Source organism: Streptomyces atratus (assembly GCF_900119365.1).
Lineage (GTDB): Bacteria > Actinomycetota > Actinomycetes > Streptomycetales > Streptomycetaceae > Streptomyces > Streptomyces atratus_B.
This window is the reverse complement of sequence record NZ_FPJO01000003.1, coordinates 83,611-98,121: the sequence shown is the minus strand read 5'-3', so window position 1 is coordinate 98,121 and position 14,511 is coordinate 83,611. Positions and strand designations below refer to the sequence as shown.

Sequence of the window (14,511 nt, the reverse complement as noted above, 5' to 3'; positions counted from 1 at the left end):
CGTACGACCTCCAGTGGACTTGAGGTCAACGGCCGGGTTCCGGCGGCAGGCGATGGCCGCGGCGGCTCGCAGGCTGAGCAGCAGTCCGATGGTGGCGGGGGCGATGCCCCGGTGTTCGCCGACGACGGGCGGGTACGCGGTGAGGATGTCGGTCGCGGAGACACCCCCTGCGCGAAGGCGAAGGCGAAGGCGATGACGAGGCGCAGCAGCCCGCTCCTGCCGGGCTCCTGGACGGTGCGCCCGGTCAGATGATGCCGAACAGGAGCCCGGCGCACAGGACCACCAGCGAGGTGAGCGCGGCCCACTTGACGGTGAACCTGGTGTGGTCGCCGAATTCGACCTTCGCCATGCCGACCAGCACGTAGACGGCCGGGACCAGCGGGGAGGACATGTGCAGGGGCTGGCCGACCAGGGAGGCGCGGGCGATCTCCAGCGGGGAGACACCGTGGGCGGCACCCGCCTCGGCGAGCACCGGGACGACGCCGAAGTAGAAGCCGTCGTTGGACATGAAGTACGTCAGCGGGATGCTGAGGATGCCGGTGACGACCGCCATGTGCGGGCCCATGCCGTCGGGGATCGCGCCGACGAGCCAGTCGGCCATGTGCTCGACCATGCCCGTGCCGGAGAGGACGCCGGTGAAGACGGCGGCCGCGAAGACCATGCCGGAGACGTTGAGGACGTTGTCGGCGTGGGCGGCGATCCGGGCCCGCTGCTCGGGCATGTGGGGGAAGTTGACCGTGAGGGCGAGGGCCGCGCCGAGCAGGAAGAGCACCGGGATCGGCATCAGTTCCATGATCATCGCGGTGAGCAGGGCGACGGTGAGGCCGGCGTTGAACCAGTAGAGCCTGGGGCGCAGGGTGGCCCGGTTCGGGTCCAGCCCCTTGAAGCCCTCGTCCCCGTCCCCGTCCCCGTCCCTGTCCGCGTCCGCTCCCGCGTTCTGCGCCGCGTCGCCGTCCGTTCCGGTACCGGCTCCGCCGGAGTTCTTGCGGGTACGGTCGCCGCCACCGCCGCCCGCTCCGAGGAGAACGGTCTCCGGCTCGGCGGCCGTTCCGGTGGCCAGCACCTCGTCGAGGCTGAGCATGCCGAGCCGCTTGCGCTCGCGCCGGCCCAGCACGACGGCGAGGAGCAGGACCGCGACCAGCCCGATGCCGAGCGCCGGGATCATCGGGACGAAGATGTCGCCCGCGTCCAGCTTGAGCGCGGTGGCGGCGCGGGCGGTGGGACCGCCCCAGGGAAGGGTGTTCATGACGCCGTTCGCCGTGGCGGCGACACCGGTCATCACGACCAGGCTCATCTTGAGGCGCTTGTAGAGCGGATACATCGCCGAGACGGTGATCATGAAGGTGGTGGAGCCGTCACCGTCGAGGGAGACGATGGCGGCGAGCACGGCCGTACCGACGACGATCCGCATCGGGTCGGCCTTGCAGAAGCGCAGGATGCCCCGCACGATCGGGTCGAAGAGGCCGACGTCGATCATCACGCCGAAGTAGACGATGGCGAACATCAGCATCGCGGCGGTCGGGGCGAGATTGCCGACGCCTTCGATGACGTAGTCACCGAGCTTCGCGCCCTGCCCGACGGCGACGCAGAACAGCGCGGGGATCAGGACCAACGCCGCGATCGGCGACATCTTCTTCATCATGATCAGGACCAGGAAGGTCGCGATCATGGCGAAGCCGAGGATTGTCAGCATGTGGATACCTATCGCTCACCCTTGAACTCCCGCCGGACTCGGCGGTGCGGATGACGTTAGGGCGCGGCTCGCAGCGTTAACAAGATGTTGACATGCGAGCAATACGAGCAAAACCCCAGGTCAACGCGGGGGTCACGGCTTGGGCACAACCGGCGCCCCGCCGGGCCGCACCGGTGGGGTGCATCGGCGGGGCGCATCGGCGGGGTCCCTCTGCGAAGTGCAGACGTCCGGTGCCGCCCGGTGCAGACCGGTCAGTCCAGGACGCACGCCAGGTAGGCCCGGATCAGGATGCGGGTCTCGACGACGATGGCCCGGTCGCCCGACGGGTCGGCGCGGAAGGCGAGCCGGAGGAGGGCGTCGGCGGCCTCGACGCAGACCAGGACGGTGCGCAGCAGATCCTCGTCGGGGGCGCGGCCGAGGTGCCCGGAGAGCAGTTCGGTGAGCCGGCCGGCGACCCGCTGGTTGGCGTCGCCGGCGGGGTCGTCCTCGGGGGCGGGCGCACCGAAGTCGACGAGGGCGAATCCGGCCACGGAGCGCTTCATCGCCAGGTATTCGTCCAGTACGGCGTCGATGGCGCCGCGCCAGTCGGCGGTCGGGATGACGGCGAGGCGGGCGGTGATGCGCTCGGCGTAGCTGTCCAGATTACGCCGGGCCAGCGCGTCGGTCAGCGCGCGCTTGTTGGAGAAGAACCGGTAGACGGAGCCGATGGGGACCCCGGCACGGATGGCCACCGCCCGGGTGGACAGGTGCTCGTAGCCGGTCTCGTCGAGGAGTTCGGCGCAGGCGTCGAGTATCCGGGCGAGGCGCTCGGCGCTGCGCTGCTGCACGGGGGCGCGGCGGAGGTTCGTGTTCGCATGGGGCACGGGCTCCATGATGCCGTGGGTCTCCTCTGCTGCGGGTGGCCGGTGGGTTCCGGGGCGGGCGGCGGGCGGGTGACCACCGGAATCCGGCGCGGTTCTCACGCGATGAGCAGCGACAGCCCGCCGATGGTGTACGTGATCATCAGGACCAGCAGCGGGAGTTGCCCCGCGACGGCGCGGCCGGGCGGGAAAAGGCGCACGGACCGGTCGTGGGCGGCGATGACGCCGAGTACGTGGCCGAGGACGATCGCGGCGACCTGGAGCGTGGCGACCCCACCGGGCCCCAGGAGCGGCTCGGGCGGGGCCGGATTGTCAGTGCCGGATGCCACCATGACTGTGCGTGGTCCTTCGGTGACGAAGAGCGTGAAGTAGTGGGCGACGAGATAGCCGAGCGCGATCGGGACGAGCGAGTGGGCGAAGGCGGTGAGCGGGTGGCTCAGTTGGCCGGAGATCAGCCGGACGGCGCCGGTGCAGAGGGCGTACAGGGCGGCGACGAGGGCGACGGCGCCCAGGAGTCCGAGCGTGGCCGCGGTGGTGCGGCCCAGGGGTGAGGTCTGGACGGTGGTGATCCAGGACGGGGAGTCGGAGAAGCCGTCGTAGGCGGTGGAGCCGAGCATGACGCAGACGGTGGCGACGAGTCCGGGGGGCTGCGGGGTGGCGTCGAGTCCGTTGAACGGGGAGCGGAGCACGAGGCGGCGGTCGGCGGGGCGGCGGCCGAGCGGGGAGAGCCGGGCGAGCAGCCCCGAGTAGACCTCGAAGGCGTCCGCCCGGTCGAACCACCCGGCGCCGTGGCGGGCGGCGCCCGCGAGGTGGACGGCGGTGTGGAGCGAGAGGAAGAGCAGGAGAGCGGTGGCCGACGCGGGGTCGGGGGCGACGAGTTCGAGCCAGGTGAAGGCGAGGAGCCCGGCGGCGGCGGGCCACAGACCGAGCCGTACGGGAAAGGGCCGGCCCGCGGCGGGGTCGCGGCCCAGTGCGCGGCAGCCGAGGAGGTGGACGGTGCGCAGCGGGTTGAGCAGCCGCCAGACGGGACCGAGGAGGAGCGATGCGGGCACCAGCCCGACCCAGAGGAGTACGTATACGGCCCCGGGGCCCGGGTTGCGGTCAGGGTCGTCCGGGCCGAGGAGGAGGTTGAGCGTGACGTACAGGGCGGCGGCGAGGCCGAGCGCGCGCAGCGCGATACGGGTGGGGCGGGCGTCGGCGAGGCGCTGGAGGGCGGACGGGAGCGGGCGGCCCGCCCGGTCGCCGCGGAACCGGGAGGCGGACCAGAGCAGGCCGAGCGCGAGGAAGGAGACGAAGAGCGCGGCGAATGCACCGGCGAAGGCGTAGAAGGGGGAAAGCGGGAGGTCGTGCTGGGCGCCGATGCCGTGGGCGAGGACGCTCACCGTACGACGAGTTGGGTCAGGAGCAGGTCGGATTCATGGGTCTCGGCCTCGAAGAGCCCGCTGCGGTCGGCGGTGAACGTGAGGGTGACGGTCTTGCCCGCGGGCAGCCGGGCCTCCTTGTCGTAGCCGTGGACATGCAGGGTGTCGGCGCGATCGCTGCGGACCCGGAGTTCGACGGTCCGGCCCTTCTCGATCTCGGTGCGGCCGGGGTCCGGGCTGACCTTGCCGTGGGAGACGACGATCTCAAGTGTGGTGTCGGGACGGGGTGTTGCCGATCGGCTCTCCTCGGGGGCGGAGGGAGCGGAAAGGGAGGCGGTGGCCTGGACGGGGGTGGAGTTCACGGCCCAGGCGGTGTGGTCGTCGGCGTAGAGCCGTGCGGTGAGGCCGGTGCCGCCGCCGGCGGCGCGGACGAGGGAGGCGGGGAGGTGGAACCAGGAGCCGTAGACGCGGGCGAGGGGGTGGCCGTCGAGGAACAGCCGGGCGTGGCCGCGCCCGGGGAGCGCGGCGCCGCCCACGCTGTCCGGGGTGAACCTGAAGTTCCGTACAGAGAGATGGACGTTCCACCCGTCCTCGGAGTCGGGTCGTACGGCGACCGTCACCGCGGGGGCGCCCTCGGCGTCGACCTGGCGCAGCCGGTTGCCGGAGCCGTCGTCGGCGGCGAGCAGCCGGCCGACGCTGCCGCCGGCCTGCTCATGGCTGGTGCCGGGTTTGTGGTGGGTGGTGGCCCGCCCGCCGCAGGCGCTCGCACCGAACACGAGGGCGCCCGCGGTGAGCACGGTGACGGCGGCGGCGACCGGGCGGGTGGGCCGAAGCGGCCGGCCGGGCCGCGACGGTGTGCTGGAACGCTTCACGATGCGTCTCCTTCCGGCGCGGAACCGGGAGTCGGGGAAGTCGGGGCGAGGTCCGGGGCCGGGGTCCCGGTCTCCTCCGGCGGGGTGCGGTCTCCGTGGCGGGCGGCGGCGATCACGGCCCACACCACCCAGACCACGCCGAGCAGTCCCCGCACCCAGGCCGGGCTGAGCGGAATCCACGGGATCATGAACAAGGCCTTGTCCACGGCGTCCAGCAGCGTGAGCGCACCCAGCACCACCGTGGTCCAGCCCAGCCAGGGCCGTTCCCTCCGGAGTACGAGACCGATGCCGGTCCACCACAGCCCCGTCAGCAGCAGCGCCAGCGCGGGCACATGGGTGGCGGCCAGCCCCGTCGTCGATCCGGCCACGTCGAGCCCGAGGCCGATCACGCCGAGCCCCGTGGCCACCGCGGCGAGCCTGCTGCCGCGCAGCCTGCGCCACCACAGCACCCCGCCGACCAGCACGAGCACCACCGCGACCGCCAGCGCCATCTGCACCTCGATGCGCTCGATGCCCCGCGCCCCGTACCAGTCGCAGCCGGCCGGCAGCCGGCGCGCCTGCACGTTGTAGTCGGCGCAGACCAGCAGCTGGGCGAGCTTGACCGGTTCGCCGACGAGCCGGTCGGTGCGCACGGACACCTCACCGCGCGCGGAACCGCAGGCGGGCAGGGCGCGCGGGGAGGACGGCCCGGCGTCCGCCTGCCAGCAGTTGCCCTCGCCCTGGCCGTCCCACCACACATCGGTGCGGTTGGGCCGGGAGTTGCCCGCCTTGTCCCTGCCGAGGTGGTTGCCCGCGTACCGGTTGTGGTGCGAGGTGTCGGCCTGCTTGGCCATCGCGCCCTCACCGCGGATGAAGGCGGGCACGGCGGTCAGGACGAAGGCGGCGCGCTGCTGCCCGTAGATCCAGTTGTTCTCGTACAGATTCCAGTTGCCGCCCGCGGTGATGATGCCGGAGCCGGGCGGCATGGAGATCTGCGGGCAGACGACCCCCTCCTCGTAGCCCCGGTCCACCGGCGGCTTGGCGCAGGTGCCGTCGGCGACGTAGGGGTAGTAGTCGGCGTTGTTGTCGTGGATCAGGTTGCGTTCGAAGCGGGCGTGGTTCTGGGGCAGTCCGGGGTGGCCGGGGAAGGCGCTGTCCATCGAGGCGCCGCCCATGTTGTGGTCGAACTCGTTGTCGTGGACATAGACGGAGTCGCCCGCGGTGCCGGAGTAGCCGACCATGTTGTGGTGGCTTCGGCAGCCGGTGATCTCGATGGAGTAGCGCGGCACGTCATAGCCGTAGGCGTCGTTGATGTTCGACGCGCTACCGGGGTAGATGCCGGAGTCGCCGTTCCCGTACGACTCGCAGTTCTTGTACAGCCCGTGGTCGCTCGCGAAGGTCAGGAAGCCGTACTCGTCGTTCCACCGGGTGAGGACGGAGTCGATGACGAAGCCGTCCTGGGCCAGCACGTACAGGGAGTTGAAAGTGGTGCGCTGGGCGGTGAAGTTCCGGAAGTAGATGCCGTCGGAGCCGTCCGCGCGGATCGCGTTGAGCTTCTGGTACTTGGCGTCGACGACCACGTCCGTGCGCTCGGCGCCGGTGCCCTCGATCTGGAGGTTCTTCTTGCCGAGGATGGCCACCAGGTTCTGATTGTGCGGGCACCGCGCCTGCTGGGCGTACGACAGGATCTGGTAGCCGAGCTGGGATTCGGGCGCCTTCAGCCGGGCGCACTCCCCCGTCGGCTTGGGCAGCGAGGGCTCCTCCTCGTACAGGCCGGGCAGGACGGCGATGTTCATGCCGGGCCGGTCCACCGCGTCGACGGCCTGCTGCAGATGTCGGTAGCCGGACTTCCGGCACCGTTCGAAGAGCTTCAGGTTCCGGGCCCGCAGCGCGTCCGGGAAGCCGGACACCCGGCGCTCGAAGTCCGCCCGGTCGCTCTTGCAGACCAGCAGATCGGGTTCCCCGGTGCGGTACACGGGGACGCTGCCGGTTCCATCGGGCAGGGTGACCGGGCGTTCCTCGTGCGCCTGGGCGGCCGGGGCCGCGAGGAGGGCGGCGGCCAGCGCTGCCAGGACCACCAGAAGTCTTCGTGTCCACGACATGTGCGGGAGAGTAGAGCATTGTTCAACTTATTGAACCCCCTCGTGCATCACGAATGCCGTTGACTCACCCCGATCTGATTCCTACGGTTACCCATAGGAATCCTTCGGCACCGGGAGCGCACATGAGCGGCAACGAGCAGGCGAGGAAGACGGCGGAAGCACTGGAGCATTCCGCCGGTTTCGGCAATCAGCACAGCTCGGAGGCGGTTGCGGGGGCGCTGCCGCACGGCCGCAACTCCCCCCAGCGCGCGCCCCTCGGGCTCTACGCGGAGCAGCTGAGCGGCTCGGCCTTCACCGAACCGCGGGCCCACAACCGCCGTTCCTGGCTCTACCGGATCCGCCCGTCGGCCGCCCATCCCCCGTTCACCCGGATCGGCAACGGGGCGATCCGGACCGCCCCGTTCACCGAATCCGTGCCGGACCCCAACCGGCTGCGCTGGGATCCGCTCCCCGAGCCCACGCCCGGGACGGACTTCCTGGCGGGCCTGTGGACCCTCGGCGGCAACGGCGACGCGGCGCAGCGCACCGGCATGGCCGTGCACCTCTATCACGCCGACACCTCCATGACGGACCGGGTGTTCAGCGACTCGGACGGCGAGCTGCTGATCGTCCCGGAGCGCGGCGGTCTGCTGCTCCGTACCGAACTGGGCCTGCTGCGTGCCGAACCGGGGCATGTCGCGCTGATCCCGCGCGGCGTCCGTTTCCGCGTGGAGCTGCTCGACGCCACCGCCCGCGGCTATGTCTGCGAGAACTACGGCCAGCCGTTCACCCTCCCCGACCTCGGTCCGATCGGCGCCAACGGCCTCGCCAACGCCCGGGACTTCCTCGCCCCGGTCGCCGCGTACGAGGACGACGACCGCCCGGTGGAGGTGATCAACAAGTTCTGCGGGAACCTCTGGTCGGCGACCTACGACCACTCGCCGCTCGATGTGGTCGCCTGGCACGGCAACCACACCCCGTACGTCTACGACCTGCGCCGCTTCAATGTCATCGGCTCGATCAGCTACGACCACCCCGACCCGTCGATCTTCACGGTGCTGACCTCGCCGTCCGACACCCCCGGTCTGGCCGGTGTCGACTTCGTCGTCTTCGCGCCGCGCTGGCTGGTCGGCGAGGACACCTTCCGGCCGCCGTACTTCCATCGCAATGTGATGAGCGAGTACATGGGCCTGATCGAGGGCGCGTACGACGCGAAGACGGCCGGCAAGGGCGGTTTCGTACCGGGTGGCGGCTCGCTCCACAACATGATGTCGGCGCACGGCCCGGACCGGGAGACCTTCGACCGGGCGAGCGAGGCGGAGCTGAAACCGCAGAAGATCGACGACGGCCTCGCCTTCATGTTCGAGACCCGCTGGCCGGTGACGGCGACGGAGCAGGCGGCGACCGCCGGCCACCTGCAGCACGGCTACGACGACGTGTGGCAGGGTCTGAGCCGCAACTTCAGGCCGTAGGAGACACCCGCCGCTCCCGCCCCGGCCCGATCCGAACGAAAGGCCCCAGGTGCCTCAGACGCCCAAGATCCCCACGGGGCCGGCCTTCGCCCCCGACTCGCTGGTCCTGAACCGCAAGCTGCCGCTGTGGTACCAGGTCTCGCAGTCGTTGCGCGCCTCGATACTGGGCCGCGCCAAGGACGCCTCGACGCGGCTGCCGACCGAGGAGCAGCTCGCCGCGCACTACGGCGTCAGCGTCCTGACGATGCGCCAGGCGCTCAAGGAGCTGGAGACGGAAGGGCTGATCAGCAGGCACCGGCGGCGCGGCACCTTCATCGAGCCGCGCGCCCGCCGGGTGTCGCCGGTCCGGCTGCTGGGTTCGATCGACGCGATCGTGGCCCAGCAGTCGGGCGAGCGGGCCTCGGTGCTCGGCCACGGCCCGGTCGCCGTGCCGGGGGATCTCGCCGAGTACTTCCCCGACTGCGCGGAACTGGTGAGCTACCGCCGGCTGCGCCGCGACGGGGAGAGCGACGAGCCCACCAACTGGGCGGAGAACGTGGTGCGTCCCGAGATCGCGGACCGCCTCGACGTCGCCGATCTCGAACGCTGGCCGATGACCAAGGTGCTGCGCGACCGGGTCGGCGTCCGCATCGCGCGCATCACCGACACGGTCGAGGCGCGCCTGGCCGACCCGGCGACCGCCGGACTCCTCCAGGTCCCGCTGCTGAGCCCGATCCTGTTCTACACGGGCGTGACGTACGACGAGAGCGGCCAGGTGGTCGACGTGGCGCAGATCCGCTACCGGGGCGACCGCTTCTCCTTCTCGGTCACCGTGGAAGCGCACTGACCACCACGGAAGGGTGCTGACCACCCGGAGGGCCACTGACGCACTGCCTCGTGCCGCAGGGGCGCGGCTACGATGCCGGAAGGCGGGCGGACGTGGCGACGGGGAGGACGACACGGTGGCAGCACGGGCGGCGGACGGCTCCGGTGACGGCCAGGACGCGGACGCCCCGCTCCTCGACGACCTCATGCCCTGGTCCGTACGGCCGCTGCGCACCGGCCGTCCCTGGGTGATGGCCCCCGACGCCGCCTCCCTCAGAGCACGCTGGGAGCGGCTGGTCCGGGCCCCGGCCGATGAGCGTGAGCGGCTGTTCCGGGCGACCCGTGCCCGTACCCCGCAGACCCCGGTGGCCGCGCTGCCCGGACAGGCCACCGGTACCGGCCGGTTCGCCCGCGAGGAGGGGCCGTGCCCCGAGCCGGTACGGATCGCGCACGGCCCGTTCGACGAGCAGTGGCTGCTCCCCGACCACCGGCTGATCGACGCCGCCCGCCCCGAGCTGTGGCGGGTCGCCGACGGGCACCAGCTCTTCGCGGTGGAGCACGGGTACGTGCCGCAGGACACCGGCCCCGCCCTGTCCGTGACGGCGCTGCTGCCGGACGGCCACTCCCCCGCGGGCCGGCCCGGCCGGATCCGGCCGCTCTACCGGCGCCCCGACGGCCACGAACCCAATCTGGCCCCCGGGCTGCTCGGCCTGCTGCGCGCCCGCCACGGGGAGTCGGTGACCGCCCGTTCGGTGCTGGCGTGGGCGCTCGCGGCGGCCCGCCGCTCCCCCGCCGGATGCGTGGTCCCGCTGCCCGCCGACACCGCGCGCTGGTCGGCCGGGGTGGAGCTGGGGCAGGAGCTGCTGCGGTTGCAGCTGCGGGGTGCCCGCGGCGGGGAGCGCCCGCGGCTGCCCGGCGGGCGGCGGCCCTATGTGCGGGCCGCGATTCCGCCCGTACCGGCCGGCCTGGCGTACGACCCGGACGGCGAGGCGCTGACGCTGGGCACGGGCCGGATCTCGCCGGTGTCGGCCGGGGCGTGGGAGTTCCGGGTGGGCGGGGTGCGGATGCTGGAGCTCTGGTTCGAGCGGCGGTCGGCGGCCGGGGCGGAGGGCGCGGACGGCCTGGAGGCGGTCCGGCCCCGGGCCTGGCCCCAGGAGTGGACCTCGGAGCTGCTGGAGCTGATCACGCTGCTCGCCCTGCTGGACGGACTCCGGCCCCGGCAGGAGGGAATTGCCGACGGCCCGCGGATCACGGCCGCCGATCTCCGCACGGCGGGCGTCCTGCCCGTCCCGGCCACCGCCCGGCGGCCCGCGTCGGTGCTCGGCCATCAGGAGGAGGGCCCGGACGGGCAGTTCGCGCTGCTGTGAATGCCGGGCAGGGCTACCGGTCGAAGGAGTCCAGCACCCGCTGGAGCGCCCGGTCGAAGACCCCGTCCAGATCGATCGGCCCCGGGTCCTCGGCGAATCCCGCCGCCATCCGCGGATACTTCCCGGTCGCGATCTGGCTGATCAGATAGCCGGTGCGCACGGCGTTCTCCTGCTCCTCGGACCAGGGCAGCGACCGGCTGCGCTCCGCCGTGGCGATCTCGTTGGCCACATAGGTGGTGACCACACCGTTGACCATCGCGATGAGTTCCATCTTCTCGCCGAACCGTGCGTCGACCCCGTCCAGACAGCTGAGCGCGTACTCCAGGTACCGCAGGGCGTTCGGACTGAAGCCGTACACGGGTGACATCAGCCGGGGAGCCCAGGTGTGGCGGTGCATCATCGCGCGGGCCTGGTGGGCGAGTGCGACGAGGTCGGCGCGCCAGTCGCCGGACGGTTCGGGGTACTCGTACCCCCCGCTGACCGCGTCGAACATCAGCTCGTACAGGTCCTCCTTGCGCGGCACGTAGTTGTAGAGCGACATCGTGCCGCAGCCGAGCTCCGCCGCGACCTTGCGCATGGACACCGCGTCCAGGCCCTCCGCATCGGCGATACGGACGGCGGCCGCCGCGATGTCCGCTCGGCTGAACGCGGGCCTGGGGCCCCGGCCCGCACGCTCGGGGCGCGCCCAGATCACTTCGGGTACAGCGGGTCGCCCCACCATCGATCATCACCTCGCCCACCATCGTAGTTACGTACACCGTACGTAGTGCAGTACGGTGGACCGTATGACAACTACGTACGCTGTACTTAGTGAAGGTCTGGAGAAGCGCTACGGCGATGTCCACGCGCTGCGCGGGCTCGACCTCGCGGTCACCGAGGGCACCGTCTGCGGAGTGCTGGGGCCGAACGGCGCGGGCAAGACCACCGCCGTCCGGGTGCTCACCACGCTGACGGCACCGGACGGCGGCAGCGCCCTGGTCGCGGGCCACGACGTGGTGCGCGAGGCGGCCTCGGTCCGCGCCGCGATCGGCGTCACCGGGCAGGACGCCTCGGTCGACGGCGAGCTGTCCGGCCGGCAGAATCTGCGGCTCTTCGCCAAGCTGCAACGGTTCCGCGGCCAGGCGGCACGCACCCGCGCCGACGAACTCCTCGAGCGCTTCGAGCTGACCGAGGCGGCCGACCGCCCGGCCCGCACCTACTCGGGCGGCATGCGCCGCCGCCTCGACCTCGCCGCCAGCCTGCTGACCCGCCCGCGGGTGCTCTTCCTGGACGAGCCGACCACCGGCCTCGACCCGCACAGCCGCAACCAGATCTGGGCGGCGGTGAGGGAGCTGGCCGGCCGGGGCACCACCGTCCTGCTCACCACGCAGTATCTGGAGGAGGCCGATCAGCTGGCTGACGACATCGTGCTGATCGACCGGGGCCGGGCCGCCCACCGCGGCACCCCCGCCGAGCTGAAGTCCCGGATCGGGAGTTACGCCGAAGTGGTCGTCTCCCATGAGTCGGCGCTGGTCCCGGCGGCCGGCGTGCTCGACCAGCTCACCGGCGCCGAACCGGTGCTCGACCACGAGCGCCGCACCGTGGGAGCCGTCGCGTCCGACAGCACGCTCACCCTCCCCCGTATCGTCCGCGAACTCGACGCGGCGGGCGTCCCGGTGATCGACGCGAGCCTGCGTCCGCCGACGCTCGACGAGGTCTTCCTCCGCCTGACCGACCGCGGCGACGGCCGCACCTCCCCGCCACTGAAGGAGACGGCAGCATGAGCAGCACGACACTGGTCCAGGAGCGGCCCGCCACGACCGCCACGAGCACCCCCGTCGCCGACTCCCTGGCCGTACTGGGCCGCCACCTCCAGCGGATCAAGGCGGCGCCGGGCGTGGTGATCCTGACCCAGACCATGCCGATCACGATGCTGCTGTTCTTCGGGTACGTGTTCGGCAGCGCGCTGGCCATGCCCGGCCAGGAGTACCGCGCGTTCCTGGTGCCGGGCCTGCTGGCGGCGACGGCGGCCAACGGCATCATGGTCGGGATGTTCCAGGCCTCGCAGGACTGCCACCGCGGAGTGATGGACCGGTTCCGTACGCTGCCGATGAGCCGGCCCGCCGTGCCGTTCGGCCAGACCGCCGCCGATCTGCTGACCACGGCCATCGGCATGGTCCCGCTGATCCTCGTCGGACTCGCGGTCGGCTGGCGGATCGAGGGCGGGCCGCTCGCCGCCCTGGGCGCCTTCGGGCTGCTGCTGCTCCTGCGGTTCGCCACGTCGTGGCTGGGCTGCTGGCTGGGCCTGCTGATCCGCAACGAGGAGATCGCCGGTCAGCTGGGCAGCGCCACGTTCATCCTGCCGCTGCTGTCGAGCGCGTACATCCCGACCGACAATCTGCCGGGCTGGCTGCGGACGGTCGCGGAGTGGAACCCGATCAGCGCCATGGCCTCGGCCACCCGTGACCTGTTCGGCAACGCGTCCCCGGCGGCCGACGCCGCCTGGCCGGTCGCCCACCCGGTGGCCGGGACGCTCGCCTGGTCGGCGGTGCTCCTCGCGGTGTTCGTGCCGCTGTCCGTACGGCGTTACGCGCGCGGCGGCGAGTGACGGCCCCGCGCGCTCCGCTCACCGGGGCAGCGCACAGGGCCGGTCCAGGGCACCGAGCAGGCTGATGAAGCTCGACTCCAGGAACGCCCCGAGCTCCGCCGGCGCCTCCGGTCCACCGCGCGGCCAGCTGGTCACGGCCTCCTCGGCGAACGCCGTCCAGGCCCTGGCGGCGACGGCCAGCCGCGGCGAGTCCGGCATCCCGAGCCGCCGCTGCCCCTCCGCCACCCGCCGGGCGAGGGTGGCCCTGGTTCCGTCGACGATGTCCTCCACCGCGGGGTGACTGCCCGCGGCGCCGCGGACCAGGGCGAGATAGACCTTGCGGTGCTCCAGTACGTACCGCACGAAGCCGGCGATGAACGACCGCAGCCAGGGGACGGGCCCCAGCGAGGGGTCCGGCTCCGTGGCTGCGACGAAGTCGTCGCACTCCTGCTGCACCACGGCGCGGTAGAAGTCGCGCTTGGAGTCGAAGTAGTGGAAGAGCAGCCCCCGCGAGATACCGGCCCGCCGCGCCACGTCGTCCGTGGAGAGTTCGTCCAGCGACCGGTCGGCGAGCATGTCCAGGCCGATGGCGACCAGCTGGGCCCTCCGTTCGTCGGGGCTCAGGCGCGCAGCTCGCTTTTCGGACATACGTACAGTCTAGAAGCGCAGCCCAGAAGTGCTTCGGCGAAGTGTCTTCGGGGATCCGGGCCATCACCCTCCGGCGCCCGGTGCACACACCGAAGCGCTGCCGTGGGCCCTGGGGATGACGGGAGGGCGGACAGCAGCGCAGCGCCGGGACGGTGTGCTCGCACACGGCCCCGAGCGGGAGGCCGGGCGGCGGACCCTGGCCGGGGAGCCCGGGCGGAGGGCCGACGGGCGGTCGTGACGGGCCGTCGGGTCAGCGGCGGCTGCCGAAGAGTGAACGCCTCAGTCGTCGCAGCGGCGCGAAGAGCGAGACGCGCGCGCTCTTGCTCCGGCGATGGTGGGCGGCGTCGCGCGAGGTGAGCTCCCGCATCAGCAGTGTCGCCTCCGCGGCTTCCCGCTGCGGCACGGCAGGGCCGCCGAGCACCGCGAGATGGCGGTCGAGGCGCGAACTCGTCGCACCGCTCCCGCAGGTGATGGCAGGCACACGCGGCCTGCTCCGCATCGCTATCTGTTCCATGTCACTCCCCACCCGTACGAGGGCACCCGGCCCGGGCAGGTTAACCCTATCGCCCCGCGACGACACTCGTGTATCCCGGGCGCAAGATTGCGCACAGTCATACAGAGGTTGACACCTCATTCATGAATCCTCCCGATTTCAGGGCGACTTGGACAGAACGGAAGCGGATGGAGGCACTCCGGCCGCGGTCCCGCCCCGGGCCCCGGGCCGTCCTTGCGTTCGCCGGACGGAGACCCCGGCGAACTGGGGTCTCCTGCCCGTCGGACGGCCGGACGGGCCCGGCGGAAGCGCTGG

Annotated in this window: 13 protein-coding genes and 1 pseudogene; 5 read left to right on the top strand and 9 right to left on the bottom strand. The window is 72.0% G+C overall.

The window, feature by feature from the left end; genetic code table 11:
- Nucleotides 1-42: 42 nt before the first annotated feature.
- The 6 genes and pseudogenes from BT364_RS44075 to BT364_RS07285 all read right to left on the bottom strand — a co-directional run.
- Nucleotides 43-237: pseudogene (locus BT364_RS44075) on the bottom strand (MFS transporter); the annotation flags it as partial.
- A 7-nt stretch (nt 238-244) separates the two neighbouring features.
- Nucleotides 245-1,693, bottom strand: a complete 1,449-nt coding sequence (locus tag BT364_RS07305) for a CitMHS family transporter (protein WP_072484296.1) — start codon at nt 1,691-1,693, stop codon at nt 245-247.
- 251 nt (nt 1,694-1,944) lie between these two features.
- The gene (locus tag BT364_RS07300; protein WP_072484295.1) at nt 1,945-2,565 is read right to left on the bottom strand and encodes a TetR/AcrR family transcriptional regulator; all 621 of its coding nucleotides are present in this window, start codon (nt 2,563-2,565) and stop codon (nt 1,945-1,947) included.
- Between the two features lie 86 nt (nt 2,566-2,651).
- Complete coding sequence (locus BT364_RS07295) at nt 2,652-3,935, bottom strand: hypothetical protein (RefSeq protein ID WP_072484294.1); 1,284 nt, start codon at nt 3,933-3,935, stop codon at nt 2,652-2,654.
- Complete coding sequence (locus BT364_RS07290) at nt 3,932-4,786, bottom strand: cupredoxin domain-containing protein (RefSeq protein ID WP_079179353.1); 855 nt, start codon at nt 4,784-4,786, stop codon at nt 3,932-3,934. Before BT364_RS07290 ends, BT364_RS07295 begins: the two co-directional genes overlap by 4 nt.
- Entirely contained in the window at nt 4,783-6,867 is a 2,085-nt protein-coding gene (locus BT364_RS07285; protein WP_072484293.1) for a right-handed parallel beta-helix repeat-containing protein, read from the bottom strand. Before BT364_RS07285 ends, BT364_RS07290 begins: the two co-directional genes overlap by 4 nt.
- 122 nt (nt 6,868-6,989) lie before the next feature.
- On the opposite strand from BT364_RS07285, the gene hmgA reads away from it, so the two are divergent.
- The 3 genes from hmgA (at nt 6,990) to BT364_RS07270 (ending at nt 10,489) form a co-directional block, all read left to right on the top strand.
- Nucleotides 6,990-8,318, top strand: a complete 1,329-nt coding sequence (gene hmgA / locus BT364_RS07280) for a homogentisate 1,2-dioxygenase (protein WP_072484292.1) — start codon at nt 6,990-6,992, stop codon at nt 8,316-8,318.
- A gap of 49 nt (nt 8,319-8,367) precedes the next feature.
- Nucleotides 8,368-9,144, top strand: a complete 777-nt coding sequence (locus tag BT364_RS07275) for a GntR family transcriptional regulator (protein WP_072484291.1) — start codon at nt 8,368-8,370, stop codon at nt 9,142-9,144.
- Between the two features lie 115 nt (nt 9,145-9,259).
- Nucleotides 9,260-10,489, top strand: a complete 1,230-nt coding sequence (locus tag BT364_RS07270) for a type ISP restriction/modification enzyme (protein WP_072484290.1) — start codon at nt 9,260-9,262, stop codon at nt 10,487-10,489.
- 13 nt (nt 10,490-10,502) lie between these two features.
- Here the strand turns inward: BT364_RS07270 and BT364_RS07265 are convergent, their stop codons facing one another.
- Nucleotides 10,503-11,210, bottom strand: a complete 708-nt coding sequence (locus BT364_RS07265) for a TetR/AcrR family transcriptional regulator (protein WP_072484289.1) — start codon at nt 11,208-11,210, stop codon at nt 10,503-10,505.
- A gap of 64 nt (nt 11,211-11,274) precedes the next feature.
- Between BT364_RS07265 and BT364_RS07260 the strand changes: the two genes are divergently transcribed.
- The gene (locus BT364_RS07260; protein ID WP_072484288.1) at nt 11,275-12,252 is read left to right on the top strand and encodes an ATP-binding cassette domain-containing protein; all 978 of its coding nucleotides are present in this window, start codon (nt 11,275-11,277) and stop codon (nt 12,250-12,252) included.
- The gene (locus BT364_RS07255) at nt 12,249-13,076 is read left to right on the top strand and encodes an ABC transporter permease (protein WP_079179352.1); all 828 of its coding nucleotides are present in this window, start codon (nt 12,249-12,251) and stop codon (nt 13,074-13,076) included. Before BT364_RS07260 ends, BT364_RS07255 begins: the two co-directional genes overlap by 4 nt.
- 18 nt (nt 13,077-13,094) lie before the next feature.
- Here the strand turns inward: BT364_RS07255 and BT364_RS07250 are convergent, their stop codons facing one another.
- Entirely contained in the window at nt 13,095-13,703 is a 609-nt protein-coding gene (locus tag BT364_RS07250) for a TetR/AcrR family transcriptional regulator (protein ID WP_072484287.1), read from the bottom strand.
- Nucleotides 13,704-13,953: 250 nt separating this feature from the next.
- Nucleotides 13,954-14,217, bottom strand: a complete 264-nt coding sequence (locus tag BT364_RS07245; RefSeq protein WP_177328053.1) for a hypothetical protein — start codon at nt 14,215-14,217, stop codon at nt 13,954-13,956.
- Nucleotides 14,218-14,511: the final 294 nt, after the last annotated feature.

Bases quoted from the DNA above. Each gene is read 5' to 3' on its own strand.
- BT364_RS07300 (WP_072484295.1), bottom strand. From the start codon at position 2,565: ATGGAGCCCGTGCCCCATGCGAACACGAACCTCCGCCGCGCCCCCGTG.
- BT364_RS07250 (WP_072484287.1), bottom strand. From the start codon at position 13,703: ATGTCCGAAAAGCGAGCTGCGCGCCTGAGCCCCGACGAACGGAGGGCC.
- BT364_RS07255 (WP_079179352.1), top strand. From the start codon at position 12,249: ATGAGCAGCACGACACTGGTCCAGGAGCGGCCCGCCACGACCGCCACG.
- BT364_RS07265 (WP_072484289.1), bottom strand. From the start codon at position 11,210: ATGGTGGGGCGACCCGCTGTACCCGAAGTGATCTGGGCGCGCCCCGAG.
- BT364_RS07245 (WP_177328053.1), bottom strand. From the start codon at position 14,217: ATGGAACAGATAGCGATGCGGAGCAGGCCGCGTGTGCCTGCCATCACC.
- BT364_RS07305 (WP_072484296.1), bottom strand. From the start codon at position 1,693: ATGCTGACAATCCTCGGCTTCGCCATGATCGCGACCTTCCTGGTCCTG.
- BT364_RS07285 (WP_072484293.1), bottom strand. From the start codon at position 6,867: ATGTCGTGGACACGAAGACTTCTGGTGGTCCTGGCAGCGCTGGCCGCC.
- hmgA (WP_072484292.1), top strand. From the start codon at position 6,990: ATGAGCGGCAACGAGCAGGCGAGGAAGACGGCGGAAGCACTGGAGCAT.
- BT364_RS07260 (WP_072484288.1), top strand. From the start codon at position 11,275: ATGACAACTACGTACGCTGTACTTAGTGAAGGTCTGGAGAAGCGCTAC.